Annotated in this window: 29 protein-coding genes and 1 tRNA gene; 14 read left to right on the top strand and 16 right to left on the bottom strand. The window is 71.2% G+C overall.

What is annotated here, in order from left to right:
• Nucleotides 1-157 precede the first annotated feature (157 nt).
• The 3 genes from mshA to ACF06X_RS18685 all read left to right on the top strand — a co-directional run bounded on the left by mshA (nucleotide 158) and on the right by ACF06X_RS18685 (nucleotide 3,736).
• Nucleotides 158-1,501 (top strand): D-inositol-3-phosphate glycosyltransferase, encoded by a 1,344-nt coding sequence (gene mshA, locus ACF06X_RS18695; protein ID WP_392288341.1) that lies wholly within the window; start codon nucleotides 158-160, stop codon nucleotides 1,499-1,501.
• Complete coding sequence (locus ACF06X_RS18690) at nucleotides 1,494-1,991, top strand: YbjN domain-containing protein (RefSeq protein ID WP_392288340.1); 498 nt, start codon at nucleotides 1,494-1,496, stop codon at nucleotides 1,989-1,991. Before mshA ends, ACF06X_RS18690 begins: the two co-directional genes overlap by 8 nt.
• A gap of 98 nt (nucleotides 1,992-2,089) precedes the next feature.
• Complete coding sequence (locus ACF06X_RS18685; protein WP_392288339.1) at nucleotides 2,090-3,736, top strand: glycosyl hydrolase family 28-related protein; 1,647 nt, start codon at nucleotides 2,090-2,092, stop codon at nucleotides 3,734-3,736.
• Here ACF06X_RS18685 and ACF06X_RS18680 read toward each other — a convergent pair.
• A complete protein-coding gene (locus ACF06X_RS18680) occupies nucleotides 3,726-5,147 on the bottom strand; it encodes an MDR family MFS transporter (RefSeq protein WP_392288338.1) in 1,422 nt (473 codons plus the stop codon). The two genes, ACF06X_RS18685 and ACF06X_RS18680, sit on opposite strands and share 11 nt — an antisense overlap.
• A gap of 126 nt (nucleotides 5,148-5,273) precedes the next feature.
• Here ACF06X_RS18680 and ACF06X_RS18675 point away from each other — a divergent pair, with 126 nt between their 5' ends.
• On the top strand, nucleotides 5,274-6,032 hold the full coding sequence (locus ACF06X_RS18675) for a phosphoglyceromutase (protein WP_392288337.1): 759 nt from the start codon (nucleotides 5,274-5,276) through the stop codon (nucleotides 6,030-6,032).
• 87 nt (nucleotides 6,033-6,119) lie between these two features.
• Here the strand turns inward: ACF06X_RS18675 and ACF06X_RS18670 are convergent, their stop codons facing one another.
• Nucleotides 6,120-6,626: a hypothetical protein gene (locus ACF06X_RS18670; protein WP_392288336.1), complete on the bottom strand. Its 507-nt coding sequence runs from the start codon at nucleotides 6,624-6,626 to the stop codon at nucleotides 6,120-6,122.
• 91 nt (nucleotides 6,627-6,717) lie between these two features.
• Here ACF06X_RS18670 and ACF06X_RS18665 point away from each other — a divergent pair, with 91 nt between their 5' ends.
• Entirely contained in the window at nucleotides 6,718-7,185 is a 468-nt protein-coding gene (locus tag ACF06X_RS18665; protein WP_392288335.1) for a GNAT family N-acetyltransferase, read from the top strand.
• Nucleotides 7,186-7,288: 103 nt separating this feature from the next.
• On the opposite strand, the gene ACF06X_RS18660 is transcribed toward ACF06X_RS18665, so the two are convergent.
• Together ACF06X_RS18660 and phoU are read right to left on the bottom strand one after the other, a co-directional pair.
• Complete coding sequence (locus ACF06X_RS18660) at nucleotides 7,289-7,438, bottom strand: hypothetical protein (RefSeq protein ID WP_392288334.1); 150 nt, start codon at nucleotides 7,436-7,438, stop codon at nucleotides 7,289-7,291.
• Between the two features lie 103 nt (nucleotides 7,439-7,541).
• The gene (gene phoU / locus ACF06X_RS18655) at nucleotides 7,542-8,222 is read right to left on the bottom strand and encodes a phosphate signaling complex protein PhoU (protein ID WP_392288333.1); all 681 of its coding nucleotides are present in this window, start codon (nucleotides 8,220-8,222) and stop codon (nucleotides 7,542-7,544) included.
• A gap of 263 nt (nucleotides 8,223-8,485) precedes the next feature.
• Between phoU and ACF06X_RS18650 the strand changes: the two genes are divergently transcribed.
• Both ACF06X_RS18650 and ACF06X_RS18645 read left to right on the top strand, forming a co-directional pair.
• A complete protein-coding gene (locus tag ACF06X_RS18650; protein WP_392288332.1) occupies nucleotides 8,486-9,715 on the top strand; it encodes a sensor histidine kinase in 1,230 nt (409 codons plus the stop codon).
• Nucleotides 9,712-10,392: a response regulator transcription factor gene (locus ACF06X_RS18645; protein WP_017242433.1), complete on the top strand. Its 681-nt coding sequence runs from the start codon at nucleotides 9,712-9,714 to the stop codon at nucleotides 10,390-10,392. Before ACF06X_RS18650 ends, ACF06X_RS18645 begins: the two co-directional genes overlap by 4 nt.
• A gap of 115 nt (nucleotides 10,393-10,507) precedes the next feature.
• On the opposite strand, the gene ACF06X_RS18640 is transcribed toward ACF06X_RS18645, so the two are convergent.
• A complete protein-coding gene (locus ACF06X_RS18640) occupies nucleotides 10,508-11,134 on the bottom strand; it encodes a DUF461 domain-containing protein (RefSeq protein WP_392288331.1) in 627 nt (208 codons plus the stop codon).
• A 601-nt stretch (nucleotides 11,135-11,735) separates the two neighbouring features.
• Here ACF06X_RS18640 and ACF06X_RS18635 point away from each other — a divergent pair.
• From ACF06X_RS18635 to ACF06X_RS18610, 6 genes are all read left to right on the top strand, one after another.
• Nucleotides 11,736-12,218, top strand: coding sequence for a CarD family transcriptional regulator (locus tag ACF06X_RS18635; RefSeq protein WP_003953493.1), 483 nt, complete (start codon nucleotides 11,736-11,738; stop codon nucleotides 12,216-12,218).
• Nucleotides 12,219-12,616: 398 nt separating this feature from the next.
• A complete protein-coding gene (gene ispD, locus ACF06X_RS18630; protein ID WP_392288330.1) occupies nucleotides 12,617-13,366 on the top strand; it encodes a 2-C-methyl-D-erythritol 4-phosphate cytidylyltransferase in 750 nt (249 codons plus the stop codon).
• Between the two features lie 52 nt (nucleotides 13,367-13,418).
• Complete coding sequence (gene ispF, locus ACF06X_RS18625) at nucleotides 13,419-13,910, top strand: 2-C-methyl-D-erythritol 2,4-cyclodiphosphate synthase (protein WP_392288446.1); 492 nt, start codon at nucleotides 13,419-13,421, stop codon at nucleotides 13,908-13,910.
• A 63-nt stretch (nucleotides 13,911-13,973) separates the two neighbouring features.
• On the top strand, nucleotides 13,974-15,374 hold the full coding sequence (gene cysS, locus ACF06X_RS18620) for a cysteine--tRNA ligase (protein ID WP_392288329.1): 1,401 nt from the start codon (nucleotides 13,974-13,976) through the stop codon (nucleotides 15,372-15,374).
• A gap of 121 nt (nucleotides 15,375-15,495) precedes the next feature.
• On the top strand, nucleotides 15,496-16,458 hold the full coding sequence (gene rlmB, locus ACF06X_RS18615) for a 23S rRNA (guanosine(2251)-2'-O)-methyltransferase RlmB (RefSeq protein WP_158988871.1): 963 nt from the start codon (nucleotides 15,496-15,498) through the stop codon (nucleotides 16,456-16,458).
• A gap of 153 nt (nucleotides 16,459-16,611) precedes the next feature.
• Entirely contained in the window at nucleotides 16,612-18,207 is a 1,596-nt protein-coding gene (locus ACF06X_RS18610) for a DoxX family membrane protein (protein ID WP_392288328.1), read from the top strand.
• A 96-nt stretch (nucleotides 18,208-18,303) separates the two neighbouring features.
• Here the strand turns inward: ACF06X_RS18610 and ACF06X_RS18605 are convergent, their stop codons facing one another.
• The 3 genes from ACF06X_RS18605 to ACF06X_RS18595 all read right to left on the bottom strand — a co-directional run bounded on the left by ACF06X_RS18605 (nucleotide 18,304) and on the right by ACF06X_RS18595 (nucleotide 20,843).
• Nucleotides 18,304-19,020: an NDP-sugar synthase gene (locus ACF06X_RS18605; protein ID WP_392288327.1), complete on the bottom strand. Its 717-nt coding sequence runs from the start codon at nucleotides 19,018-19,020 to the stop codon at nucleotides 18,304-18,306.
• An 86-nt stretch (nucleotides 19,021-19,106) separates the two neighbouring features.
• Nucleotides 19,107-19,520 (bottom strand): hypothetical protein, encoded by a 414-nt coding sequence (locus tag ACF06X_RS18600; protein WP_392288326.1) that lies wholly within the window; start codon nucleotides 19,518-19,520, stop codon nucleotides 19,107-19,109.
• A gap of 225 nt (nucleotides 19,521-19,745) precedes the next feature.
• Nucleotides 19,746-20,843 (bottom strand): ABC transporter ATP-binding protein, encoded by a 1,098-nt coding sequence (locus ACF06X_RS18595; RefSeq protein WP_392288325.1) that lies wholly within the window; start codon nucleotides 20,841-20,843, stop codon nucleotides 19,746-19,748.
• 182 nt (nucleotides 20,844-21,025) lie between these two features.
• Here ACF06X_RS18595 and ACF06X_RS18590 point away from each other — a divergent pair.
• Nucleotides 21,026-21,099, top strand: a tRNA-Thr gene (locus tag ACF06X_RS18590).
• 71 nt (nucleotides 21,100-21,170) lie between these two features.
• Here the strand turns inward: ACF06X_RS18590 and ACF06X_RS18585 are convergent.
• From ACF06X_RS18585 to ACF06X_RS18550, 8 genes are all read right to left on the bottom strand, one after another.
• Nucleotides 21,171-22,316, bottom strand: coding sequence for a tyrosine-type recombinase/integrase (locus ACF06X_RS18585; protein ID WP_392288324.1), 1,146 nt, complete (start codon nucleotides 22,314-22,316; stop codon nucleotides 21,171-21,173).
• Complete coding sequence (locus tag ACF06X_RS18580) at nucleotides 22,316-22,519, bottom strand: helix-turn-helix domain-containing protein (RefSeq protein WP_392288323.1); 204 nt, start codon at nucleotides 22,517-22,519, stop codon at nucleotides 22,316-22,318. Before ACF06X_RS18580 ends, ACF06X_RS18585 begins: the two co-directional genes overlap by 1 nt.
• A gap of 2 nt (nucleotides 22,520-22,521) precedes the next feature.
• Nucleotides 22,522-23,865 (bottom strand): replication initiator protein RepSA, encoded by a 1,344-nt coding sequence (gene repSA, locus ACF06X_RS18575; protein WP_392288445.1) that lies wholly within the window; start codon nucleotides 23,863-23,865, stop codon nucleotides 22,522-22,524.
• Nucleotides 23,866-23,924: 59 nt separating this feature from the next.
• Complete coding sequence (locus tag ACF06X_RS18570; RefSeq protein ID WP_392288322.1) at nucleotides 23,925-24,104, bottom strand: hypothetical protein; 180 nt, start codon at nucleotides 24,102-24,104, stop codon at nucleotides 23,925-23,927.
• A gap of 90 nt (nucleotides 24,105-24,194) precedes the next feature.
• On the bottom strand, nucleotides 24,195-24,743 hold the full coding sequence (locus ACF06X_RS18565) for a GGDEF domain-containing protein (RefSeq protein WP_392288321.1): 549 nt from the start codon (nucleotides 24,741-24,743) through the stop codon (nucleotides 24,195-24,197).
• Nucleotides 24,744-24,748: 5 nt separating this feature from the next.
• A complete protein-coding gene (locus ACF06X_RS18560) occupies nucleotides 24,749-25,081 on the bottom strand; it encodes a SpdD-like protein (RefSeq protein WP_392288320.1) in 333 nt (110 codons plus the stop codon).
• An 11-nt stretch (nucleotides 25,082-25,092) separates the two neighbouring features.
• The gene (locus ACF06X_RS18555; RefSeq protein ID WP_392288319.1) at nucleotides 25,093-25,248 is read right to left on the bottom strand and encodes a hypothetical protein; all 156 of its coding nucleotides are present in this window, start codon (nucleotides 25,246-25,248) and stop codon (nucleotides 25,093-25,095) included.
• A 19-nt stretch (nucleotides 25,249-25,267) separates the two neighbouring features.
• Nucleotides 25,268-25,459 (bottom strand): mobile element transfer protein, encoded by a 192-nt coding sequence (locus ACF06X_RS18550; RefSeq protein ID WP_392288318.1) that lies wholly within the window; start codon nucleotides 25,457-25,459, stop codon nucleotides 25,268-25,270.
• Nucleotides 25,460-25,469: the final 10 nt, after the last annotated feature.

The following is a 25,469-nucleotide window of genomic DNA, read 5'->3' as shown; positions in this document are numbered from 1 at the left end:
TGGATGCCGTCATTCCGGTGTTGTCCCGCGTGAAAGGGCGCAGGCCGCCCGTTCACCGTGCCCGCACGACCGCCGTACCGCATGACCCGCACGACCGCCGTACCCGCACCACCGCCGTACCCGCTATGCCCTCGCTCCGAGCGGAAGGACCGTCGACGTGAGCCAGTACGTGTCCCGGCTCGCCGGCTCCCTGGCGACGCCGCCCAGGCTCCGGCTCCCCGGACGTCACCGGACCCCGCGCCGGGTGGCCATGCTCAGCGTCCACACCTCGCCCCTCCACCAGCCGGGCACCGGCGACGCGGGCGGCATGAACGTCTACATAGTGGAGCTGGCCAAGCGGCTGGCCGCGATCAACATCGAGGTCGAGATCTTCACCCGGGCCACCACCGGCGGCCTCGCCCCGGCCGTCGAGCTCGCCCCGGGTGTTCTCGTACGGCATGTGGACGCCGGCCCGTACGAGGGCCTGGCCAAGGAGGAGCTGCCGGCCCAGCTCTGCGCCTTCACGCACGGCGTGATGCGGGCCTGGGCGGGCCACCGACCCGGCCACTACGACCTGGTCCACTCCCACTACTGGCTCTCCGGCCATGTCGGCTGGCTCGCCGCCGAACGCTGGGGCGTCCCGCTCGTGCACGCCATGCACACCATGGCGAAGGTCAAGAACGCGGCGCTCGCCGAGGGCGACACCCCCGAGCCCGCGGCCCGGGTGATCGGCGAGACCCAGATCGTCCGCGCCGCCGACCGGCTGATCGCCAACACCGCGGAGGAGGCCGACGAGCTCGTCCGCTTCTACGAGGCCGAGCCGTCGAAGGTCGCCGTCGTTCACCCCGGGGTGAACCTGGACCACTTCCGCCCGGCGGACGGCCGCGCCGCCGCGCGGGCCCGCCTCGGGCTGCCCGCCGACGCCTTCATCCCGGTCTTCGCGGGCCGTATCCAGCCGCTGAAGGCCCCCGACATCCTGCTGCGCGCGGCGGCCCTGCTGCTGGAGCGGGACCCCTCCCTCCGCTCCCGCATGGTCGTCCCCGTCGTCGGCGGGCCGAGCGGCAGCGGTCTGGCGAAGCCGGAGGGGCTGCAGAAGCTCGCCGCCCGGCTCGGCATCGCGGATGTCGTCCGCTTCCATCCGCCGGTCGGCCAGGAACGGCTCGCGGACTGGTTCCGCGCCGCGTCGGTGCTGGTCATGCCCTCGTACAGCGAGTCCTTCGGTCTGGTCGCCATCGAGGCGCAGGCGGCCGGCACCCCGGTCGTCGCGGCGGCGGTCGGTGGCCTTCCGGTCGCGGTACGGGACGACGTCACCGGCTTCCTCGTCCAGGGCCACGACCCGGCCGACTACGCCCGGGCGCTCGCCCGCTTCGTGGACGATCCGGCCCTCTCCGCCCGGATGGGGGCGGCGGCGGCCCGGCACGCCGGCTCCTTCGGCTGGGACACGGCGGCCTCCGGCACGGCGGACGTCTACACGGCCGCGATGCACGATCACCGCCGTCGCGTACGCTCGCACCATGGCTGACGTCACCCCCCGTGTCCGGCAGATCATCGAGGACACCTTCAAGGACGCCGAGCTGGAGTGGGAGTCCCCCGAGCCCGGCTCGTACGTCGTCAAACTCCCCGGCACGCGCAAGCTCTTCACGACGCTCTCGCTGCGGGTGGGCCGCCACTCCCTCTCGCTCAACGCGTTCGTCATCCGCCACCCCGACGAGAACGAGACGGGCGTCCACCGCTGGCTCCTGGAGCGCAATCTCAAGCTGTACGGCGTGAGTTACGCGGTCGACGGCCTCGGGGACATCTATCTGACCGGCAAGCTGCCGCTGGCCGCCGTCACCCCGGAGGAGCTGGACCGGCTGCTCGGCTCGGTCCTCGAAGCGGCCGACGGCTCCTTCAACACGCTGCTTGAGCTCGGCTTCGCGAGCGCGATCAAGCGCGAGTACGAGTGGCGGGTCTCGCGGGGCGAGTCGACGCGGAACCTCGACGCGTTCACGCACCTGACCCAGAAGCCGTAGGCGCGCACGACCCCTTCCGTACCTCCCGTGGCCGTGCCATGCTCGCGGCCGTCGCACATCTGAATGTCGTTCACATTCATGAAAGGCGGGGCGGGCTCATGGTCACGGGAATCAGCAGAAGGCAGTTCGTGGGCGGTGCGGTGGCGGTCGGAGTGGCCGCCACGACCTCCGGATTCGCTCCGGCACCCGCCGCCCGCCTCTGGGAGGAGTTCGCCGACTCCCCGTACACCCACCCCCAGATCCCCTACGTCGGCCGTGCGGGCGCCCGGCGGGGTGCGACCCGGCTGCCCCACCCGCCCGTCGCCGCGAACGTCCTCGCCCATGGGGCCGTGCCGGACGGCTCCGCGGACTCCGCCCCCGCCATCAATCGGGCCCTCGCGGAGGCGGGGGAGCGGGGCGGCGGCACGGTGGTCGTGCCGCCGGGGACGTACCGGATCGACGATTACCTCCGCATCGGCCACAGCGGTGTCGTCCTGCGCGGCGCCGGTTCGGGGCGTACGAAGCTGGTGGCGACACGGCACCTCACCGAGCTGATCGGCCCGTACGGCTCGCGCTATGGCGGCGACAAGTCCTCGTGGTCGTGGGCGGGCGGCCTGATCTGGGTGGCCCCGCACGCCCGGCACGCCTCCCTCGTCGCCGCGATCCGCGCCCGCGCGTGGCCCTTCGAGGGCTGGACCGGCAATCGCCGCGACGAGTGGCGGACGCTGACCACCGTCCGCCCCGCGCGCCGCGGCGACTGGTCGGTGACGGTCGACGACCCGTCAGCCCTGCGTCGGGGGGCGGTCGTTCTCCTCCGGCTGGCCGACGACGCCGACCACACGCTCCTGGAGCACATGGCGGGCGGCGGCCCGGGCCCGGAGGCCTACGCCTGGGACGACAAGACGAAGCTGACGAGCTACGTGCCCTACGAATGGCCGGTCCGTATCGCGTCGGTGCGCGGCCGCCGGGTCACGTTCGAGCGCCCGCTGCCGCTCGACGCCCGCCCGGAGTGGGATCCGAGGATCGTCACCCTCGCCGAGCCGCTGACGGACTCGGGCGTCGTGGGCCTCACGCTCGAAGCCGTGGAGACCCCCCAGTCCCCGCACTTGCTCGACAAGGGCTACAACGGCGTCACCTTCCAGTGCGCCTACGACTGCTGGGCGGAGGACGTCGTCGTCCGCCACGTCGACAACGGCTTCGGCCTCGTCGCCGCCTCCGCCTGCACCCTGCGCCGCACGCGCGTCGAGGGACGGGGCGCCCACCACCCGTACTTCTGCCGCGAGGGCTCGCACGACAACCTCGTGGAGGACTTCCGTATCGCGGCCCGTACGGTCCCGGCGCCGGCCGGGACGCAGCTGCACGGCATCAACGTGGAGGGCCTGTCCAGCCACAACGTCTGGAGCCGCGGGGTGATGGAGGCGGGAACTTTCGACACCCACCGCGGGATGCCGTTCGCCAACGTACGGACGGAGATCACGGTCGAGAACAACGGCCGGCACGGCGGCGACGCCTCGGCGGGCCCGCTGTACGGCGCCCGCTTCACCCACTGGAACGTGACGGTCACCAACGGGCGGGCGGGCCTGGTCAAGATCGACACGATCGCCCCGTACAGCGCGACGGTCGGCATCAGCGAGGTCCGGGAGTTCGACCAGATCGACGTACCGGACTTCACCGGCGAACTCCACGCGCGCGTGGAGGCGTACGGGAGCCCGGGGGCGGTGCGCCCCCGGAACCTGTACCAGGCACAGCGCTCGCTCAGGCGCTGACCGAGCCGCGCTCGGTCCTGCCTTCGGCGGCGGGGTGGTCGGCGGGGTGGTCGGCGACGGCGGGGTGGTCGGCGGGCTCGACGGCGACGGCGGGGTGGTCGGCGGGCTCGACGGCGACGGCGGGGTGGTCGGCGGGCTCGACGGCGACGGTCTCGATGGCGACGGCCTTGTGGGCGACGGGCGCGCTCTCCGCCGGCTCGTCGTTGAGGGCCTTGCGGAGGCGGGTGGTGTACCCGAGGGCGGCGACGCAGCCGATGACCCCGCAGGCGATCCACAGCACGTCCGTTCCCGGACCGTCGACGACCCAGCCCGCGAGGATCGGGGCGAGGAAGCCGGACAGCGCCCAGGACATGCCCATCACGCCCTGGTAGCGGCCGCGGGCGTGCTCGGGCGCGAGCTTGGCGGTGGCGGCGGCGTTGGTGGGGACGTGGACCATCTCGCCGATGGTCCACACGATCACGGTGGCGGCGAACACCAGCGGGGTGCCGGCCAGCGCGGTGGCACCCGTGCCGAGGGCGAAGAGCAGCGAGGAGACGGTGAGCAGCATGGCCGGCGAGCGCTTGTCGGTCATCTTGTTGACCAGCAGCTGGAAGCCGACGATGACGACACCGTTGACGGCGATGACCGCTCCGTACGCGCCCGGTTCGAGGCCCGCCTCCGCCATGGAGAGCGGCAGACCGACCCAGGGGGCGGTGAAGACGAGGCAGACGAGAAGGTTGAGGAGGACGAGGGTGCGGAAGGGGGCGTCGCGCAGGACGTCGAGGACGCTGACGCGGTCCTTCTCGACGACCTCGCCGGCCGGGTTCCGGCGGGCCTCGGGGCGGGTCTCCGGCAGCCGCAGGAAGACGATCAGGGCGCAGAGGGTGACCGCGACGGCCTCGACGAGGAAGAGGACGCGGTAGCCGAGGAAGACGGCGGCGCCACCGCCGAAGGCGGCGACGGCGAAGCCGAGGTTGAGGGCCCAGTAGTTGAGGGCGAAGGCCCGCCGGCGGTCGGGCTCGGGGACCATGTCGGAGATGGTGGCCTGGATGGAGGGGCGCACGGCCTGCATGGAGACGCCCATCAGCAGGACGACGCCGGCGATGCCCCAGGCCGTGGTGACCACGGAGAGGGCGGCGGCGCAGACGGCCGTCATCAGGTGCATCGTCACCATGGTCGGGCGTCGGCCCCACTTGTCGGCGAGCGTCCCGCCGAGCGGGGACCCGGCGACACCGCCGAGGCCGTGGAGGGCGATGACGAGCCCGGCGTACCAGGCCGAGTGTCCGAGCTCCTGGGTCAGGTAGAGCGAGAGGAAGGTGAGGACGAAGGCGCCGGTGCGGTTGACGAGGGTCGAGAGCCAGAGCCACCAGAAGCCGCCGGGGAGACCGGAGACGGTCGCGCGTGCTGATCGTCTGAGCGAGTCGATGGACATGGGTGGCCGTCCCCCTGGCGTGTGTAAGTCCCTCTGGCGGTGCTCGTAACTTACGCATCTCTTATGCCGGACGCCAGTGAATTGACGGGGAGCGTCAAGCGTCGGGCGTGGATTAGGCTCGGACGCATGGCCGACGCACCGTACAAGCTGATCCTCCTCCGCCACGGCGAGAGCGAGTGGAACGCGAAGAACCTGTTCACCGGCTGGGTGGACGTCAACCTCACCGAGAAGGGCGAGAAGGAGGCGGTACGCGGCGGTGAGCTGCTGAAGGACGCCGGCCTGCTCCCCGACGTACTGCACACCTCGCTCCAGAAGCGCGCCATCCGCACGGCGCAGCTCGCGCTGGAGTCCGCCGAGCGCCACTGGATCCCGGTCCACCGCTCCTGGCGCCTGAACGAGCGCCACTACGGCGCGCTGCAGGGCAAGGACAAGGCGCAGACGCTCGCGGAGTTCGGCGAGGAGCAGTTCATGCTCTGGCGCCGCTCGTACGACACCCCGCCGCCGGTCCTGGCCGACGACAGCGAGTTCTCCCAGGCGAACGACGCCCGCTACGCGACGATCCCGCCGGAGCTGCGCCCCCGGACGGAGTGCCTGAAGGACGTCGTCGAGCGGATGCTGCCGTACTGGTACGACGGCATCGTCCCGGACCTCCTGGCCGGCCGCACGGTCCTGATCGCCGCCCACGGCAACAGCCTGCGCGCCCTGGTCAAGCACCTGGACGGCATCTCGGACGAGGCCATCGCGGGCCTGAACATCCCGACGGGCATCCCCCTCGCCTACGAACTCGACGAGAACTTCAAGCCCCTCACCCCGGGCGGCACCTACCTGGACCCGGAAGCGGCGGCGGCGGCCATCGAGGCCGTGAAGAACCAGGGCAAGAAGTAGCCTTCACCCACGAAAGAGCCCCCGACCTGCCGGTTCTCGGCGGGGAGGGGGCTTCTTCGTGCCCTGGTGCCGCCGGCGGCCCCGTCATCAGAAGTGGTCGCAGGCCGTCCTGCGGAAGTCCTCGATCGAGGAGATGGAGACCGTGTCGCCGATCTCGTACCGCACCTGGCCGGGCGTCAGGGCCGCCAAGTCCGCCGTCGTGAAGGAGACGGACGCGGCGGCCCAGGAGTTGTCGGTGGTCCACCCGTACATGCGGTAGGTCTGCTTCGGGTCCAGCGTGCCCATGGGTTTCTCGGCGGTCCAGCCGTCGGCCGCGTCGCCGGCAACCATGGCCAGGGGCCAGGTCGTGAACCCGGTCACGGCCTGGTCCCGCTTCCAGCGGCCCGTGTGCAGCCTCTTCGGATCGTCGTCGTCGGGATGGAGGGTCGCGCCATCGATGTGGTCGTGGCACATGAGGATGACCCCGAGCGGCTGCCCGTCTGCCGTCACCGAGATGCCGGTCGCTCCGGCGGAGGGAACGGTGCAGCCCGCGACGGCGGGGATCGCCGCGAAGGCGGCGGTGATCGCGATCAGGCGGCGGGTCCATGTCAGCACGCACACATCCTGGCGTCCCTGCCCGGGCGGCGGCCAGGGGGGCGGGGAAATTCGCGGGCGATGATCACGGGCGGCCGGTAGCCTCCGCGCCATGCCTGCATCGCTCCGCCTCGAGAAGATCACCCCCGCCAACGTCGACGCCGCGCTCGCGCTGCGCGTGCGTCCGCATCAGGAGAAGAACGTCGCGCCCGTCTCGACCTCGCTCGCCGAGGCGTACGCCTTCGGGGACACCGCCTGGCCGCGGCTGATCTTCGACGGGGATCAGCTGGTCGGCTTCCTGATGGCCTTCATCGACATCCAGTGGGCGCCGGAGAAGGACCCGGACGACCGGCGCAGCGGGCTGTGGCGCCTCAACATCGCGGCCGACAGGCAGGGCAGCGGATACGGGCGCTTCGCCGTCGAGGCCGTCCGTGAGGAGATACGGCGTCGTGGCGGCAGTCTGATGTACGTGTCGTGGGAGCCGGGCGAGGACGGGCCCGGCGACTTCTACCGCAAGCTCGGCTTCCGCGAGACCGGCGAGACCAGCGGCGGCCAGACCGTCGCCTTCCTCGACGTATGACGTCGACGGATGACGTACGACGGATGACGTACGACTACGGCGCGTGCGTCTCGACATGGAGGATGGGCGGGCCCCCACCGGGGCCCCGCCCACCTCACCTCGCCTAGCCCGAGCAGCCCCCGCACTGGCACGGCCCGCCGGACTGGCAGCCGCAGCCGCAGCCCGAGCCGCACCCGCAGGCGCCGAGGACGGGCAGGAAGACCGCGTCGCGCGGCGCCTCCTGCTGGGGGTCGGTGGTGGCGGATTCGGCCATGGAGTCCCTCCCTCGAAGGCGTACGTCGCCTTTCCCCATTGCATGCCCACCCCGCCGGGCGCATCAACGGCGCACAGAAGTGCGAAGAACGCCCGCCCCCGACCTACGCCCCTTCCACCGGCGCGTCCGCGTGCTGCAGCTCGTCCGCGTGCTCACCCGTCACCAGGTACACCACGCGCTTCGCCACCGACACCGCGTGGTCCGCGAACCGCTCGTAGTACCGGCCCAGCAGCGTCACGTCGACCGCCGTCTCGATGCCGTGCTTCCAGCGGTCGTCCATCAGGTGCTGGAAGAGCGTCCGGTGCAGCAGGTCCATCTCGTCGTCGTCCTGCTCCAGCTGGAGCGCCAGGTCGACGTCCTTGGTGATGATGACCTCCGCCGCCTTCGCCATCAGGCGCTGCGCCAGCTGACCCATCTCCAGGATCGTCGCGTGCAGGTCCCGGGGCACCGCGGTGTCCGGGAACCGCAGCCGCGCCAGCTTCGCCACGTGCTGAGCCAGGTCGCCCGAGCGCTCCAGGTCCGCGCTCATACGGAGCGAGGTCACGACGATCCGCAGATCCGTCGCCACCGGCTGCTGCCGCGCGAGCAGGGCTATCGCCCGGGCCTCCAGATCGTGCTGCAGATCGTCGACCTTCTGGTCCGCCGCGATCACGCTCTCCGCGAGCTTCAGATCGGCGTCGAGCATGGCCGTCGTGGCGCGTCCGACCGCCGACCCGACAAGGCGGGCCATCTCGACCAGGCCCTCGCCGATCGAGTCAAGTTCCTCGTGGTACGCGTCCCGCATCGATGTCCCTCTCTCACAAACGTCCGGGGTCCGGGTGGGGCTCGGACCCCCACGCTCCCACGGTCGGCCGTCCAGAAGTCAGGCGCCTCCACCCCATATGAATCAACCCTTTCTCCTTGGTGAACTCTGGGCGACGCGGCCCGTCCTCCCGGACGGGGCAAATGAACCACCACCGTCCCCACGGTGAACTCTGGGCGACGACTGTTCGAGCAGCCACTCGGACGGCTGGGAGAGTGTCCGCCACCCCGCATAACCTGGATGGCATGGACGTGAACGCGGCGGTCGCCGCATTGGCCGCGCTCGCCGGGGTGTGCACCGGCGTGATCGCCATGCTGGCGTTCCGCTGGAGCGAACGCGACCAGGCGCGACCCACCCGCACCTCCCTGCACACCGACCCCGTGCTCCCGCCCGGCGTCGACACCGTGCTGTCGGTACTGCGCTCCTCCGCGGTCGTCCTCGACGAGAGCGACTCGGTGGTCAAGGCCAGCTCGGCGGCGTACGCCCTCGGCCTGGTCCGCGGCGGGAAGCTGGCCATCGAGCCCATGCTCAACATGGCCCGCGACACCCGCCGCGACGGAGAGATACGGCAGGTCGAGCTCGACCTGCCACGGCGCGGTACGGGACGCGGCGAGGCCCTCGCGGTCTCCGCCCGGGTCGCTCCGCTCGGCTCCCGCCTGGTGCTGCTCCTGGTCGAGGACCTGACCGAGGCCCGCCGTATCGAAGCGGTACGGCGCGACTTCGTCGCCAACGTGAGTCACGAGCTCAAGACTCCTACGGGGGCGCTCTCCCTGCTCTCCGAAGCCGTCATGGACGCCTCGGACGACCCCGAGGCGGTCACCCGCTTCGCCGGTCGGATGCAGATCGAGGCGACCCGGCTCACCAATCTCGTACAGGAGCTCATCGACCTCTCCCGCGTGCAGAACGACGACCCGCTGGAGGACTCCGAGCCCGTACGGGTGGACGAACTGGTCGCCGAGGCCATCGACCGGTCCCGGCACACCGCCTCGACCAAGCAGATCACGATGGCCTCCGGAGGCAATCCCGACCTGTTCGTCTGGGGCAGCCGCGGCCAGCTCGCCGCCGCTCTCGGCAACCTCGTCGAGAACGCCGTCAACTACTCACCGGCCCGCACCCGCGTCGGCATCGCCGCCCGTAAGATCACCGCGCCCGGCGGCGATCTCATCGAGATAGCCGTCACCGACCAGGGCATCGGCATCCCCGACAAGGACAAGGAGCGCATCTTCGAGCGCTTCTACCGCGTCGACCCCGCCCGCTCCCGCGCCACCGGCGGTACGGGCCTGGGCCTGGCCATCGTCAAGCACGTGGCCGCCTCGCACGGCGGGGAGGTCACCGTCTGGAGCACCGAGGGTCAGGGCTCCACCTTCACCCTGCGGCTGCCCGAGGCGGGCGCCGTACGGGACCGCAGCCGACCCGCCTCCCCCACCCCCGATCTCATGACCGAACCGCTCCCTGCCCCGGAGGTCCTTCCGTGACCCGAGTGCTCGTCGTCGAGGATGAGGAATCCTTCAGCGACGCCCTGTCGTACATGCTCCGCAAGGAAGGCTTCGAGGTCGCGGTCGCCGCGACCGGGCCCGACGGTCTCGACGAGTTCGAGCGCAACGGAGCGGATCTCGTCCTCCTCGACCTGATGCTGCCCGGCCTGCCCGGCACCGAGGTCTGCCGCCAGCTGCGCGGCCGTTCGAACGTCCCGGTCATCATGGTGACCGCCAAGGACAGCGAGATCGACAAGGTCGTCGGCCTGGAAATAGGAGCCGACGACTACGTGACCAAGCCCTTCTCCTCGCGGGAGCTGGTGGCCCGCATCCGCGCGGTCCTGCGCCGCCGCGGCGAGCCGGAGGAGGTCACCCCCGCGGCCCTGGAGGCCGGCCCGGTCCGGATGGACGTGGACCGCCACGTCGTCACCGTCTCGGGCGGCAAGGTCGACCTTCCGCTGAAGGAGTTCGACCTCCTGGAGATGCTGCTGCGGAACGCGGGCCGGGTGCTGACCCGTATGCAGCTGATCGACCGGGTCTGGGGCGCGGACTACGTCGGCGACACCAAGACCCTCGACGTCCACGTCAAGCGCCTGCGCGCCAAGATCGAGCCGGACCCGGGTGCGCCGCGCTACCTGGTGACGGTCCGCGGCCTGGGCTACAAGTTCGAGCCGTAAGCCGTAAGACCCATGCGGTGAGCCGTAAGCCGTAAGCGCCGTGCGGTGAGCCGTACGGACACGAGAAGGGCGCCCCACCGGAGTGATCCGGTGGGGCGCCCCTTCATGCGTCGCGTCAGTGACCGGCCGCGTGGCTCGCCTCGCCCGACGGGGTCGAGCCGTGGCCCGCCTCACCCGTCGGCGTCGCGGCCGGGGAGCCCGTCGGGCTCGCCGCCGGCGGCTTGACGATCTCGGTCGGGCCGAAGTCCTGGTAGTAGCCGGTCGCCGGGACGACGAACGCCTCCAGCTCGACCTCGCCGGTCTGGCTCAGCTTGAAGACGACCTCCTGCGCGTCGCCGGCCTTCGCGGCCTCGTGGCCGTTGGCGATCGTCGCGGTGGCGTTGCCCTTGCCGCCGATGATGACCGAACCGTTCGCGGGCACGGTGATCGGACCGCTGCCCTCGGCGGCCTTCAGCTCCACCTTCGCCTTCGTGCCCGGCAGGGTGATCGCTTCGAGCGTCTGCGGCGTACGGCTGTTGTTGAAGATCGTGGCCGACACGACGGCCGGGCCCTGCGCGGCGGCGTCCGGCTGGGTGATCACGACGGCGTTCTGGATCTTGACGTCGTCCACCGTGACGGCGGCGTTGTCCGGCCGCACGCCGAGCGTCTGAGCGTCATTGCCCGCGCCACAGGCGGCCAGCGAGGCGATCGAGATCACGAGGGCGGAGGCGGCGAGGGCGCCGCGTCGAAGGCTGCGGCTCACGGCGGCGGCAACTCCTAGGACGTACGGACGGACGATGGACGCGCTTAGGTTACCGAGCCGCACTCTCCGTCCCGCACCCGACCCGCCCCTACGCCCACCTGGGCACTCGCTGGGCACTCGACGGTGCCACCGGTGCCGCCGGTGCGATCCTCGGGGAGAGCGCCGCGATGGCCGGATCGCGACGCATTGACCCGCCGTTCACATAACCGCCTTGATCAATTCGACGGCCGTCCCCGCATTCCGCCGCCCGATCGGCGGAAAAACGCACGCCGGCCCGCTCGGTGATCAATTCAGGATTCGGTCCGAGATGCATCCGTACGGGTGATCGATCCTCGAACGGAGCACATGAAGACGCGCGCCTGGAACTCGACAAAACGGGGCATAAGTCCTTCTTCTCGGGTCTCCCGCCAGGTGTGACGTGGGTGTTTCTCTCCGTCCGCGCAGCCGCTCCGACCTGCGAATACCGCCTTCCAGAAGCCCTCCGCAGCACGTTCGCGTTGCTGTTGTCAAGCCCTGAGATATGCCCTGACCTGCGAAAACGTCATTCAGAAGAAGCCGTATCCGTGTTACCCTGGATAGCCACGGAAGGGGTACCTGTCACATGACGTTCAAGGTTGGCGACACCGTGGTCTATCCCCATCACGGGGCCGCGCTGATCGAGGCCATTGAGACTCGCCAGATCAAAGGCGTGGACAAGACCTACTTGGTGCTCAAGGTCGCCCAGGGCGACCTGACGGTTCGTGTGCCGGCGGACAATGCGGAGTTCGTCGGTGTTCGCGACGTGGTCGGTCAGGATGGGCTGGACCGGGTCTTCGAGGTGCTGCGTGCGCCGTACGCCGAAGAGCCGACGAACTGGTCCCGTCGCTACAAGGCAAATCTCGAGAAGCTCGCCTCCGGCGATGTCATCAAGGTCGCCGAAGTAGTCCGCGACCTGTGGCGTCGGGAGCGCGAGCGCGGTCTTTCCGCAGGCGAGAAGCGCATGCTCGCCAAGGCTCGGCAGATTCTGGTGAGCGAGCTGGCCCTCGCGGAGAACACGAACGAGGACAAGGCCGAGGCCCTTCTCGACGAGGTCCTCGCGTCCTGACTCGCGCCTGATGCGAAGCGATGCCGTGGTGCCCGTTGACACGCTGTGAATGAACAGCGTTGTCGCCGGGCGCTGCGGCATGTCCGCCTTCCGCCGGGCCTTCAGTCGGCGGCGCAGCCGCCTCTGTGCCCCGGAGTCGCGCCTGGTGCCGTACCCCGGTGTCCTGTCGCGCGTCCCGCTCTCTGTGGTGCGCGAACCGCCGTGCCGTACGGCGGTGGCACCGACGAACCCGACGAACCCCACCCTTCGTGCCCTCGTGGACCGCATCCCCTGTGCCCCTGTGCCGCGCGATACGCCCGACCGACGTTCACGGAAAGGGCCCGGTCAAGGCGTCGCGTCCGGCACGCTGAGGCCATACCCATGTCGGCCGCGGAAACAAACCTGCCGGAGTGCAACCGATGACAGACGAAACGCGTCCCGCGCGCACCGCCGCGGTGATCCCCGCGGCGGGCCGGGGCGTACGACTCGGCCCGGGCGCCCCCAAGGCGCTCCGGGCGCTGAACGGCACGCCCATGCTCATCCACGCCGTCCGGGCGATGGCGGCCTCCCGCGCCGTCTCCCTCGTCGTCGTGGTCGCCCCTTCCGACGGCGCCGGCGAGGTCAAGAACCTCCTCGACGCCCACGCGCTGCCCGAGCGCACGGACTATCTGGTCGTCCCCGGCGGGGAGACCCGCCAGGAGTCCGTACGGCTCGGCCTCGAAGCCCTCCCCGAGGGCATCACGACCGTCCTCGTCCACGACGCCGCCCGCCCGCTCGTCCCGGTCGACACCGTCGACGCGGTGATCGAGGCGGTACGGGACGGGGCCGTGGCCGTCGTCCCCGCCCTGCCGCTCGCGGACACCGTCAAGGAGGTCGAGCCCGCCGAGCGCAAGGGCGATCCCGAACAGGTCGTCGCCACCCCCGAGCGCTCCCGGCTGCGCGCCGTGCAGACGCCGCAGGGCTTCGACCACGACACCCTCGTCAACGCGCACGCCACCATCGCCCTCACGGGCGACGGCGCCACCGACGACGCCGGCATGGTCGAACGCCTCGGCGCGCCGGTCGTGGTCGTCCCCGGCCACGAGGAGGCGTTCAAGGTGACCCGCCCGCTCGATCTCGTACTGGCCGAGGCCGTACTCGCCCGCAGGAGGGCCAACGATGGCTTCTGACCGCCCCGCGACGCCGCACCCCGTGACGCCGCACCCCGCGACGCCCACGTCCATGGCGATGCCGCAGGTCGGCATCGGCACCGACGTCCACGCCTTCGAGAAGGGCCGCGAACTGTGGTGCGCCGGCCTCCTCTGGGACGAGGCCGCCAGTGACGGCTACGGACTCGCCGGGCACTCCGACGGCGACGTCGCCGCCCACGCCGCCTGCGACGCCCTCTTCTCCGCCGCCGGCGTCGGCGACCTCGGCGCCCACTTCGGCACCTCCCGACCTGAGTGGTCCGGCGCCTCCGGCGTCACCCTGCTCGCCGAGGCCGCCCGTATCGTCCGGGCCGAGGGATACGAGATCGGCAACGTCGCCGTCCAGGTCATCGGCGTCCGCCCGAAGGTCGGCAAGCGCCGCGACGAGGCGCAGAAAGCGCTGAGCGAAGCGGTCGGCGCGCCCGTCTCCGTCTCCGGCACCACGACCGACGGCCTCGGCCTGACCGGCCGCGCCGAAGGCCTCGCCGCCGTCGCCACCGCCCTCGTGGTCCGTACCACCCCGTGAAAAAGTCCCCCGCGACCGGGAATCGGTCGCGGGGCACTACCACACGCCCACTACCCTGGAGTGGTGACCATTCGCCTGTACGACACCAGCGCCCGGCAGATCCGTGACTTCACCCCGCTCACACCGGGCCACGTCTCGATCTACCTCTGTGGCGCCACCGTCCAGGCCGCCCCGCACATCGGCCACATCCGATCGGGGCTGAACTTCGACATCATGCGCCGCTGGTTCGAGTACCGCGGCTACGACGTCACGTTCATCCGGAACGTCACCGACATCGATGACAAGATCATCGCCAAGGCGACCGACCAGGGCCGCCCCTGGTGGTCCATCGGCTACGAGAACGAGCGCGCCTTCAACTCCGGCTACCAGGCCCTCGGTTGCCTCCCGCCCACCTACGAGCCCCGCGCCACCGGCCATGTCACCGAGATGGTCGAGATGATGCGCGGCCTCATCGAGCGCGGACACGCCTACGAGGCCGACGGCAGCGTCTACTTCGACGTGCGCTCCTTCCCGGGCTATCTGTCCCTGTCCAACCAGGACCTCGACGACCTGCGCCAGCCCGCCGAGGAGGGCATCACCGGCAAGCGCGACCCCCGCGACTTCGCCATGTGGAAGGCGACCAAGCCCGGCGAGCCCGACTGGGAGACGCCCTGGGGCCGCGGCCGTCCCGGCTGGCACCTGGAGTGCTCGGCGATGGCCCACAAGTACCTGGGCTCCGCCTTCGACATCCACGGCGGCGGCCTCGACCTGATCTTCCCCCACCACGAGAACGAGATCGCCCAGGCCAAGGCCTACGGCGACGACTTCGCCTCGTACTGGGTGCACAACGCCTGGGTCACCATGAGCGGCGAGAAGATGTCGAAGTCGCTCGGCAACTCGGTGCTCGTCTCCGAGATGGTGAAGAACTGGCGCCCCATCGTCCTGCGCTACTACCTGGGCACCCCCCACTACCGCTCGATGATCGAGTACAGCGAGGAGTCCCTGCGCGAGGCCGAGTCCGCGTTCGCGCGCATCGAGGGCTTCGTCCAGCGCGTCACCGAGAAGGCGGGCAAGACCGTCCCGCCCGCCACCGAGGTGCCGCCCGCCTTCGCCGACGCCATGGACGACGACCTCGGCGTCCCGCAGGCGCTCGCGATCATCCACACCACCGTCCGGCAGGGCAACGCGGCCCTCGCCGCCGACGACAAGGACGACGCCATCGCCCGCCTCGCCGAGGTCCGCGCCATGCTCGGCGTCCTCGGCCTGGACCCCCTCGACCCGCACTGGGCCGAGGAGACCGACCGCGGCGAGGAACTCCACGGCGTCGTCGACACACTCGTACGGCTCGTGCTCCAGCAGCGCGAGTCGGCGCGCGAGCGCAAGGACTGGGCGACGGCGGACGCGATCCGCGACCAGCTCACCCAGTCCGGCCTCTCCATCGAGGACAGCCCGGACGGCCCCCGCTGGACGCTCGGCACCCGCTGAGCTCCCGCGGCAGACCGCACGGATGTGCCGCTCGGCGAGCCGGGCGGCACACTTCACATACAGACTTGTGTACGAGATCTACAGCTACAGGTAGATCGGAGATCGACAGGAATAGGTAGTCATGGCCGGGAACAGCCAGCGCAGGAACCGTCGTACGTCCAACAAGAAGGGCGCGACGGTCGGCAGCGGTGGCCAGCGGCGCAAGGGCCTCGAGGGCAAGGGCCCCACGCCGCCCGCCTCCGCCCGCAAGGGTCACAAGAAGAACCGCATCGCCGCCGCGCAGGCCAAGCACGCCGCCGCCCGCCGCCCCGCGCCCCGCCGCGGCGGCCCCAAGGGCACGTCCGAGATGGTCGTCGGCCGCAACCCGGTCTTCGAGGCCCTGCGCGACGGCGTCCCGGCGACCACGCTCTACGTGCAGCAGTTCATCGACAACGACGAGCGGGTACGCGACGTCCTCAAGCTCGCCGGCGACCGGGGCAACATCAACCTGATGGAGGCTCCGCGCCAGGAGCTCGACCGGATGACCAACGGGCTCAACCACCAGGGCCTCGTCCTCCAGGTCCCGCCCTACGAGTACGCCCACCCCGAGGACCTCACGGCCGCCGCCTACGACGCCCACGAGGACCCGCTGATCGTCGCCCTCGACGGCGTCACCGACCCCCGCAACCTCGGCGCGATCGTCCGCTCCGTCTCCGCCTTCGGCGGCCACGGCGTCGTCGTCCCCGAGCGCCGCGCGGCCGGCATGACCGCCGGCGCCTGGAAGTCCTCGGCCGGCACCGCCGCCCGTACGCCCGTCTCCCGCGTCACCAACCTGACCCGCGCCCTGGAGGGCTTCCAGAAGGAAGGCCTCACGGTCGTCGGCCTCGCCGCCGACGGCGAGCACACGGTCGAGGACCTGGAGGCGCTCGACGGCCCGGTCGTCATCGTCATCGGCAGCGAGGGCAAGGGCCTGGGCCGCCTCGTCGGCGAGACCTGCGACTACCGCGTCCGCATTTCCATGCCGGGCGGCGCCGAGTCGCTGAACGCCGGCGTCGCCGCCGGCATCGTCCTCTACGAGGTCGCCCGCCGCCGCACCAGGCGCTGACCCTCGGCAGTACGAAGAGCCGACCCCTCGGCAGTACAAGGAGAAGGGCCCACCTCGCTGAGCTGGGCCCTTTCCCTTATCACGCGATCTTGACGGGTCTCGGACATTCCGAGCCCGTCAAGGCAGTGTCCTAACCCCGCGTCACTCGGTTAGATGAGTGTGGACACCAGAACGCCCCGGCCGGGGTTCGACGAGCAGCCCGCGCTGAGCATGGTCAAAGTGGATTCCGACCCCGCGCAGGTCATCGTGAACCACGCCAGCTTCCGTGTGCGGCTCGCGCCGGCCCAGCAGCCGAAGTTCGCCGCCGCCCCCCGCGGCTCCGCCCTCGCCGGAGCCGCCGCGGGCGCGACCGCGGGGCGCCGCCGCCCCGTCGTATGGACCGGACGGTCGGCGCCCGGCGACCCCGGTGCCACCGGGCTCCTCCAGGCCGTACGGGAGTCCTCCGTCTCCACCCTCGAACCCCCGGCGCACCTCTCGCCCCTCGACGCCGGCGCCACCCAGGCGATCCCGCGCATCGACGACACGATGCCGACCCCGGTCGTCCCCTCCGACGTACCGCTGCTGCCCCCGATGCGGCGCGCCGAAGGCGCCTACGACCACCAGCCGCACGAGGAGCCGTACGACGGGCGCTACGGCGGTCCGTACGACGAGCCGTACGGAAGCGGAGACGGGGACGGAGACGGCGAGGACGACCGTGCCAGGGCGCACCGCCACGGCGCCGACCCGGTCCGGCACGCCTACTATCCCGGCCGCCGGATGAACCTCGGCGTGGTGCTTCTCCCGCTCCGCGTCTTCCTCGGCTTCATCTCCATCTACGCCGGCATGGGCAAGCTCTGCGACCCCGTCTACTTCGACGGCGGCGAGCGCGGCTCCATGGTCAAGTGGCTCAACTCGCTGCACCCGTGGGCGCTCGCCGAGCCCCTGCGCGACTTCGCCCTCCAGCACCCCGTCGGCGCCGGCCTGACCGTCGCCTTCCTCCAGGTCGTCGTCGGCGTCCTCACCGTCCTCGGACTCTGGCAGCGGGTCGCCGCCGTCATCGGCGCCATGCTCTCCGCCGCGCTGATCCTGACCGTCAGCTGGAAGACCGTCCCGGTCTACGACGCCCCCGACATCATCTTCCTCGCCGCCTGGTCCCCGCTGATCATCGCCGGCGCCCCCGTCTACTCCCTCGACGGCCGCCTCGCCGGCGAGGCCTGGCGGACCCTCGGGCCCCGCTCCGAGCTGTGGGAGCTGCGCCGCCGCGTCCTGCGCCGCGGCACGCTCCTCACCTCCGTCGTCGTCGGCCTCACGCTGCTCGTCGGCTCCATGCTCGGCGGGGCCGTACGGTCCACCGAGATGGTCACCGTGCCCGGCCCCAACGACGACCCGATCAACCACCTGCCCGGCCGTACGCTCCCGCGGGAGCCCGGCTCGCAGAGCCCGTCCCGCTCCGCGTCCATCGCGCCCAAGCCGTCGGCGACGACCGGCGCGAGCGGCGAACGGGAGGACGACAGCACGGCCTCGCCGCGCGAGAGCGCCCGGGAGACCGGCCGGACCGAGGAGACCCGCCCCACCGCCACCCAGGGCACCGGCACCAGCCGCACCCCGGCCGAGTCCCGGCCCGCGCCCCCGCCGTCCACCAGCTCGGGCCCGACCAGCACGGGCGGCACGACCGGCGGGTCCGGCGGCTCGGGCTCGACCGGCGGCGGCTCCACGGACGGCGGCTCGACCGGCGGCAACCGGAACCCGATCGGCGGCCTGCTGGGCTGACACCCGTACACCGGTGACAAGGGAGGGCCGCACCCCGCGGGGTGCGGCCCTTCCCCATGTCGGCGTCTGAAGTCCCTACCGCCGTACGAGGGGCTGTCAGGCCGCCTGAGCCGCCAGCTCCTTGGCCGCCTCGGTCAGGTCCTTCGCCGTGTCGATCGCCCGCCAGTAGGCCCCTTGGGGCAGCGGGAAGCCCGCCAGGCGGCGGTCCCTGGCCAACTGGGGGAAGGTGGTGCGCTCGTGGTCGCCCAGGTCCGGCAGCAGCGTCGTGAACTCGGCGGAGAAGACGTACACGCCGGCGTTGATGAGGTACGGCGACGGCGGCGACTCGATGAAGTCGGTGATGTGCCCGAAGGTGTCGGTCTCGACGGCGCCCCACGGGATCCGGGGGCGGGCGAGGGCGAGGGTGGCGGTGGCGGCCCGCTCCGCGTGGAACGCGGCCATCTCCCGCAGGGAGAAACGGGTCCAGATGTCGCCGTTGGTGGCGTACCAGGGCTGAGCGGGCTCAGGCAGGTGCGCGGCGGCGTACTTGAGGCCGCCGCCACGGCCGAGCGGCTCCGACTCGACGACGGTGGTCACGCGCAGCGGCAGGTCGGCGCCCGCCAGCCAGTCCTGGAGCACCTCGGCGAGATGGCCGCAGGACACGACGGCGTCCGTGACGCCCTCGGCGGCGAGCCAGGAAAGCTGATGGCCGATGATCGGGGTCCCGGTGCCCGGGATCTCGACCATCGGCTTGGGGCGGTCGTCGGTGTACGGGCGCAGGCGCGAGCCCTGGCCGCCCGCCAGGACCACGGCCTGCGTCGGGAAGGTATGCATAGCGCGAACGATATGCGTACCCCGCGATGCGGGCGCTCAGTGTCGTGAGTCCGCTCGTGAATTCGGCGGGGGAGTCGGCTCGGGACTCAGCTCGCGTACATCACGCCGGTCGCGAACGAGGTGTCGCAGACGGGCCGGGAGTAGGACTGGGCGCGGGTGGGGCCGTAGTACTGCACGGCGGCGCGGCCGAGGGCGCGCGCGATGGACATGCAGTGCTTGGCGAGCGACGGGCGGTTCTCGACCTCGCGCTGGAGGTGGGTGAGAGCCGTCCCGGGGTCCTTCTCCTGAAGTTCTGCGAGGAGCCGGTCGCGCAGAATATCCTGCGGGGCACGGGACTTGGCGGGGGCGGAGACGTCCTTGGAGGATGCGGTGAGCATCTGGGTCCCGGAGGCCTGGCCGGCCCACGGCACCGCGGACACCGCGAGCGTGCCGGAGAGCACCAGGACGACGGGCAGGACGAGAGCGAGAGAGCGGCCGATACGGCGGGCAGTATGCGTCACGCAGGCGAGCGTAGCGGTCAGTGAAGATATGGCGACATTTAGTCACTCTCGCGGGGGATGGTTCGAGGCGACTTTTCGAATCCCGTGTTGACGCCGGGCCTCGGGCGATGTCCGAATTGGCTGGTCTGCCGGGGTATTTGTCGACATGGGCGTGGGCCTACGCGAACGGCCCCGCGTCTGCGAGAGACGCGGGGCCGTACGGAGGCGGTGCGGGCGTGTGCCTGGTCAGTCGGTGAGGCGCTCGCCCGTCGAGGTGGAGAAGACGTGCAGCTCGTCCGCGCGCGGCACGACGTGCAGGGTGGAGCCCTTCTCCGGGACGGCGCGGCCGCCGACGCGGACGACCAGGTCCTTGTCCTTGCCGTCGATGCGGGAGGAGCCGTAGACGTAACCGTCGGCGCCGAGCTCCTCGACGACGTTCACGGAGACGGCCAGGCCCTCCTTGCTGGTGGCGCCCGAGACGTCGAAGTGCTCGGGGCGGATGCCGACCGTGACGGTGGTGTCGCCCTTGGCGGAGGCGGCGGACAGCGCGTCACGGGAGACCGGGACGACGCTGTTGCCGAACTTCACGCCGCCGTCGGTGATCGGGACCTCGACCAGGTTCATGGCGGGGGAGCCGATGAAGCCGGCGACGAAGAGGTTGGCCGGCCGGTCGTACATGTTGCGCGGCGAGTCGACCTGCTGGAGCAGCCCGTCCTTGAGCACGGCCACGCGGTCGCCCATGGTGAGGGCCTCGACCTGGTCGTGGGTGACGTACACGGTGGTGATGCCGAGCCGGCGCTGCAGGCTCGCGATCTGCGTACGGGTCGAGACACGCAGCTTGGCGTCGAGGTTCGACAGCGGCTCGTCCATGAGGAAGACCTGCGGCTCACGCACGATGGCGCGCCCCATGGCGACACGCTGACGCTGACCGCCGGAGAGCGCCTTGGGCTTGCGGTCGAGGTACGGGGTGAGGTCGAGGATCTTCGCGGCCTCTTCGACCTTGGCGCGGATCTCGGCCTTGTTGACGCCGGCGATCTTGAGGGCGAAGCCCATGTTGTCGGCGACGGTCATGTGCGGGTACAGCGCGTAGTTCTGGAACACCATGGCGATGTCCCGGTCCTTCGGCGGCAGGTGCGTGACGTCGCGGTCACCGATGCGGATGGAGCCGCCGTTGACGTCCTCGAGCCCGGCGAGCATGCGCAGGGAGGTCGACTTTCCGCAGCCGGAGGGCCCGACGAGGACGAGGAACTCGCCGTCCTCGATCTCGATCTCGAGCTGGTCGACGGCGGGCTTTTCGGAACCCGGGTAGAGCCGGGTCGCTTTGTCGAACGTGACAGAAGCCATGGTGATGTGTCCCTTCACCGGCAGGAACGTGCCGGACGATCCGAGTAAAGGAAGGATTGAGGTCTAGTCCACCTGGGTGAACTCCCCGTGACGCTACCTGGCGAGCGGGGATCTGTCAGCAGTCCCGGGCCGGTGAGATTCCCGACCATGGCGGTCGGGGCGTTGGTTACACTGCACTCGCTGCCTCCTTAGCTCAGCTGGCCAGAGCACCGCTCTTGTAAAGCGGGGGTCGTCGGTTCGAACCCGACAGGGGGCTCAAGAAGAAGGGCCAGCTCGCGGGGTGATCTCCCCGGTGCTGGCCCTTCTGCATGATCGCGGCCGTGCCACTTACGTGCCAGAAGGCGGCGGATCACTGTCCTTCCGTGCCTGGCGGATCATCTCGCCGAGCTTCCCCGCGATGTGCTGATCACGGTCGCTCGTCATGTGCTGGTAGATCAGCGCGGCCCGGGTCGTGCTGTGCCCCATCCGCGTCATCAGCTCACGCGTGCTGGCCCCGGCGCTCGACGCCAGGGTGTTCCCGGTGTGGCGCAGGTCGTGGAAGTGCACGTCCCCGGAGATGCCGGCCTTGGTGCGGGCGGTCGTCCAGTCGTCCCGGAAGTTGCTGCGGCGCAGGAGCCCGCCGCGGGGACCTTGGAAGAGGTGACCGTCCTGCCCGGATCCGGCGAAGCGCTCCAGGTGGTGCGCGAGCTCGGGGACGAGTTCGGCCGGGAAGGCGACCGGTCGGACGCCGGCGGCGGACTTCGGGGCCTTGTCGGCCAGCTTGCCGTTCTGCAGCTCGGACTGGGCACGGCGGACCAGGACCACGCAGCGGTTCAGGTCGAGGTCCCGGCGACGGAGCGAGGCCAGTTCGCCGAAGCGGAGCGTGGTGAAGGCGGCGAGCAGGATGAGCACCCGGTAGTGCGGCTGGATGGCGTCGGCCACCGCGTACACCTCGGCGACGGTGAGGACGGGCCGCTCCGGGACGTCGTAGCGGTCGGCGCCCTTGATGCGGCACGGGTTGCGGCGGATCAGCTCGTCGTCCACGGCGGTGTTCAGGATTGCTCGGAGAAGCTGGTACGCCTTGACGGCGGTCGGCTCACCTACGCCGCTTTCCAGCAGGGCGGTGCGCCACGCTCGGACGCGAGGTGTGGTGATCGCGGCCAACGTCCCGGCGCCGAAGGTCGGCTTGATGTGCAGCCGGATCACGCTCTCGTTCCGCTCCCGGGTGCGGTCCTCCAGCTTGCGGTGCTTGAGCCAGTCGTCGGCGTACGGCCCGAAGGTGACCTTGCCCGCGTCGGGCGCCTGGTAGCTGCCTCGGACGATCTCCGCCTCGATGGTGGTCAGCCAGACGTCGGCGTCTGTCTTGGTGTCGAAGGTGTGCGGCGCGGACTTCACCTCGCCCGACAGCGGATCGCGGTAGCGCGCCTGCCAGCGGCCGGACGCGAGCTGTCGCACACTGCCGAAGCGGCGACGCCTGCCCTTGCGGTTCGCCATCAGGCCACCGCCCCGAAGCGACGCGCGACGGGCTGCACGGTGTGGGTCTCGATGTACGCCTCCACGGCGGGCTCCGGGATGCGGACATGCCGGCCGACCTTGACGAAGGTGATGCGCCGTTCCTCGATCAGGCGCCGGGGGAACCGGACTGAGGTGCCGAGGAGATCGGCGACCTGGTCGACGGTGAGCAGACGGGTGGACATGGTCACCACTTCCCTTCGGTGGAGGCTTCGAGGTGGTCGTGCAGGGCTTCGCGAGCGGTCTCGCGATTGAGCGCGATGTCCCGGGCGATGGACGCGGCGAGGACGGCCTCACCGGAGCTGTGGCCCTGGCCGGCGTACTGCCAGGAGGCGAGGACGAGGACGGTGTCCGGCTCGATGTCGTCCAGCCCCCGTGCGGCGCGTTCCTGGGCGACGCGGTACTCGGCGCGGGTCTGGCGGAGGTCGCCCAAGGTGGTCGAGTACTGCCGGGACTTGGTGGAGAAGTGGCCCCGGAAGCCGAGCATGTGGGCCCAGGCAAGGAGGCGTCGGTCCGGGTAGAGCGGGTCGAGGTCGAAGCAGGCTTCGACCAGGCGCCGGGTGTGGCCGGGGACGCCGAGGAGGACCAGGGCCTCGCGGTTGCCGATGCGGCGGTCGAGGCTGCCGGTGGTCTCGGCTGCCTTGGTGGAGTACTTGGCGATGTAGGAGGCGACGGCCTGTTCGGTGATGTCGGAGCCGTCGCCGAATGCCTTGACGGGTCGGATGTCGAGCTGGGTGCCCCAGCGGAGACGGCGGGCGGGCTGCTCGCCGGCGGCGGGGACGGCGACGGTGGTGTACGCGTGCACGGCAGCAGCCCGTAGCGAATTCGTCAGCAGCTCGGTTGTGGCCCAGGACGGCGGAGGGCTGTCGGGGCCTTCCGGGCCGTCGAGGCGGACGACGGCGTGAAAGTGGACGGCGCCACGCTTCTGGAACTCGGCCACCTTCCCGTAAGAGATCCGGGCGGCCTCCTTCAACTCCCGCTGCGAGAGGCCCGCGGAGGCGGCGATCTCGCGGCGGAGTCGGTTCGTGAACCTCTGCCAGAGCTGCCCGGCGTGGTTGTTGAACAGGACGGCGGCGGCGTAGTCGTACGTGTCGGGGTCGAGTGGAGTGCCGAGCGCGGGATCGTCCTCGGCGTGCTGGGTGCCGCAGCGGCAGGAGCGGTTGCCGGGCCGGTTGTGGACGGGGCCGAAGGACGGCGCGGTGAGGGTCAGGAAAACGCGAGGGTGGTCGCGGACGGCGGCGGGGATGTCACGGCGGTCGTCCCCGGCGAGGCCCGCGCGGATGAGGTGGAAGGTGTCTCCGGCGTACGTCCAGGCGCAGGCGGGGCAGCGGGAGGCCCGCCGGTTGCCGCAGGCGACCCGGAGCCGTCCGCCGGGTTCGGTGTCGGTGGAGTAGCGGTGCAGGATTTCGCCGGTGGTCTTGTCCTGGGTGAGGGTCCAGCCCTGGAGGTGGACGGGGTTGGAGCAGCCACCGGTTCGCTGGATCTGCTCCTTCCAGCGGTCGAAGCCGGGGGACCCGGCCACCCGGAGCATGTCGCCCAGGGTGGCCGAGTCCAGGCCCGCCGCAGTGAGGGCGGTGTCGTTCAACAGGGTCACTTCCCGGCGCCGACGAGGGTGGTCAGGACGGTGTGGCCGAGGCTCCGGCAGACGGGGCAGGTGGCGGGGAGCGTCTGGCGCTGGCCGTCCGCGGTGGTGGTGCCGGTGGTGATGTGGACGACGGGGAAGCCGTCGCAGTGGGAGCAGACGCGCGTGGTCGGGGTCTGGGGCATCATGAGCTTTCCCTTTCGGGTCCGGTGGATCTGGAGGGGGTTCAGGCGCCCGGGGCGGCGATGTTTGGCGACAGAGGCCGTCCCGGGGGCTGCTTAGCGGGTGTTGCGCCTGCCGTGGCCCTTGACCGCGTACATCGAGGCGTCGGCGGCCGAGAGGGCGTCGGTGAGGATCGGGACCGTGAGGTCCGTGCGGTGGCAGTAGCCGACCGAGGCCGAGACGCGTAGGACGTGGCCGTTGTGCGTGACCGGCTGGGCCAGGGCGATCCGGAGCGGCAGGAGCCCCGGAGTGCGGTCGGGGTCGGTGACGATGGCGGCGAACTCGTCTCCGCCGAGGCGGGCGGCGATGCCGTGGCGTCCGCACCAGTCGGTCAGGCGGCGGGCGGTCGCGATGAGGACCGCGTCTCCGGCGGCGTGGCCGTGGGTGTCGTTGACGGCTTTGAAGTCGTCCAGGTCGACCAGGAGCACGAGGGCGTCCGCGTTCTTGGTCATCAGGTGTTCGGCGCGAGTGGTCCATCCGGCGCGGGTGTGCAGGCCGGTCAGGGGGTCGCGGCGAGCGGTGGTCAGGCGGCGCAGAAGCAGCCCGCCGTGCAGGGCCCAGCCCAGGGCCGGTAAGCCCGCGGCCGCGATCGTCTGGGCGTCCATGCCGGTCACCGGCCCTTCTGGAGGTCGCGGACGAGCAGCCGCACGACCACGGCGCTCACTGCGACGGACGCGCCGGTGATGGCGACGGCGAGCAGCAGCGAGACGAGAACCGTGCCCACCAGGAGGACGAGTCCGGCGCCGCCGGCGACGACGGTGACGAGGCCGGTCGGGGTGAGGCGGATGGCAGGCACCTGGACGCGAGGCGTGGCCCGGGCGGGCGCCGGGGCGTGGTTGTGGTCGCAGGGCGTCGGCTCGATCGAGGTCGAGTCGGTCGACTGGACAAGCGGGGTGACGATGCCGGTCGGCAGCGGGTTGACCGGGATGCGCGGACGGAACATGACGGGTCTCCCTACTTGATCGTGCTGTCGATGAGCGGGGCGAGGACGCTGTCGGCCAGGAGGTAGCCGCCGAGGAGGATCACGGCGACCAGCCACCAGGGCGGGCGGATCAACTTGATGCCGAGGCCGCCGACGACGATCAGGGCGAGCCAGAGCGGGACGTCCATGACGTGGTTCTCCTTCGGGTCAGCGAACGGTGCAGCGGTGGGTGCGGGCGGCGAGCTGGGCGGCGGAGGAGCTGGAGTAGTCGGCGGACCAGCCGCAGCGGTCGGCGGTGCAGACGGCGGCGTACTTGGTGCGGCCGTTGCGATCGCGGTAGGTGCCGATCTGGACAGGGCCGATCCGCATCAGGGAGTGGAAGCGGTCGCGGGCGGGCATCGCGTTCTCC

The sequence above is a fragment of the Streptomyces sp. NPDC015346 genome (genome assembly GCF_043078785.1).
In the GTDB taxonomy this organism is placed as follows: Bacteria; Actinomycetota; Actinomycetes; order Streptomycetales; family Streptomycetaceae; genus Streptomyces.
This window is presented reverse-complemented; position numbering and strand designations above follow the sequence as displayed.

Bases quoted from the DNA above. Each gene is read 5' to 3' on its own strand.
- ACF06X_RS18665 (WP_392288335.1), top strand. From the start codon at position 6,718: ATGCCTGCATCGCTCCGCCTCGAGAAGATCACCCCCGCCAACGTCGAC.
- ACF06X_RS18570 (WP_392288322.1), bottom strand. From the start codon at position 24,104: ATGATGCCCCAGACCCCGACCACGCGCGTCTGCTCCCACTGCGACGGC.
- ACF06X_RS18555 (WP_392288319.1), bottom strand. From the start codon at position 25,248: ATGGACGTCCCGCTCTGGCTCGCCCTGATCGTCGTCGGCGGCCTCGGC.
- ACF06X_RS18680 (WP_392288338.1), bottom strand. From the start codon at position 5,147: ATGTCCATCGACTCGCTCAGACGATCAGCACGCGCGACCGTCTCCGGT.
- ACF06X_RS18580 (WP_392288323.1), bottom strand. From the start codon at position 22,519: ATGTCCACCCGTCTGCTCACCGTCGACCAGGTCGCCGATCTCCTCGGC.
- ACF06X_RS18690 (WP_392288340.1), top strand. From the start codon at position 1,494: ATGGCTGACGTCACCCCCCGTGTCCGGCAGATCATCGAGGACACCTTC.
- ACF06X_RS18610 (WP_392288328.1), top strand. From the start codon at position 16,612: ATGAGTGTGGACACCAGAACGCCCCGGCCGGGGTTCGACGAGCAGCCC.
- ACF06X_RS18560 (WP_392288320.1), bottom strand. From the start codon at position 25,081: ATGTTCCGTCCGCGCATCCCGGTCAACCCGCTGCCGACCGGCATCGTC.
- ACF06X_RS18550 (WP_392288318.1), bottom strand. From the start codon at position 25,459: ATGCCCGCCCGCGACCGCTTCCACTCCCTGATGCGGATCGGCCCTGTC.
- ACF06X_RS18685 (WP_392288339.1), top strand. From the start codon at position 2,090: ATGGTCACGGGAATCAGCAGAAGGCAGTTCGTGGGCGGTGCGGTGGCG.
- repSA (WP_392288445.1), bottom strand. From the start codon at position 23,865: ATGCTCCGGGTGGCCGGGTCCCCCGGCTTCGACCGCTGGAAGGAGCAG.
- ispF (WP_392288446.1), top strand. From the start codon at position 13,419: ATGGCGATGCCGCAGGTCGGCATCGGCACCGACGTCCACGCCTTCGAG.
- rlmB (WP_158988871.1), top strand. From the start codon at position 15,496: ATGGCCGGGAACAGCCAGCGCAGGAACCGTCGTACGTCCAACAAGAAG.
- ACF06X_RS18635 (WP_003953493.1), top strand. From the start codon at position 11,736: ATGACGTTCAAGGTTGGCGACACCGTGGTCTATCCCCATCACGGGGCC.
- ispD (WP_392288330.1), top strand. From the start codon at position 12,617: ATGACAGACGAAACGCGTCCCGCGCGCACCGCCGCGGTGATCCCCGCG.
- ACF06X_RS18585 (WP_392288324.1), bottom strand. From the start codon at position 22,316: ATGGCGAACCGCAAGGGCAGGCGTCGCCGCTTCGGCAGTGTGCGACAG.
- ACF06X_RS18565 (WP_392288321.1), bottom strand. From the start codon at position 24,743: ATGGACGCCCAGACGATCGCGGCCGCGGGCTTACCGGCCCTGGGCTGG.
- ACF06X_RS18660 (WP_392288334.1), bottom strand. From the start codon at position 7,438: ATGGCCGAATCCGCCACCACCGACCCCCAGCAGGAGGCGCCGCGCGAC.
- ACF06X_RS18675 (WP_392288337.1), top strand. From the start codon at position 5,274: ATGGCCGACGCACCGTACAAGCTGATCCTCCTCCGCCACGGCGAGAGC.
- ACF06X_RS18650 (WP_392288332.1), top strand. From the start codon at position 8,486: ATGGACGTGAACGCGGCGGTCGCCGCATTGGCCGCGCTCGCCGGGGTG.
- phoU (WP_392288333.1), bottom strand. From the start codon at position 8,222: ATGCGGGACGCGTACCACGAGGAACTTGACTCGATCGGCGAGGGCCTG.
- ACF06X_RS18595 (WP_392288325.1), bottom strand. From the start codon at position 20,843: ATGGCTTCTGTCACGTTCGACAAAGCGACCCGGCTCTACCCGGGTTCC.
- ACF06X_RS18605 (WP_392288327.1), bottom strand. From the start codon at position 19,020: ATGCATACCTTCCCGACGCAGGCCGTGGTCCTGGCGGGCGGCCAGGGC.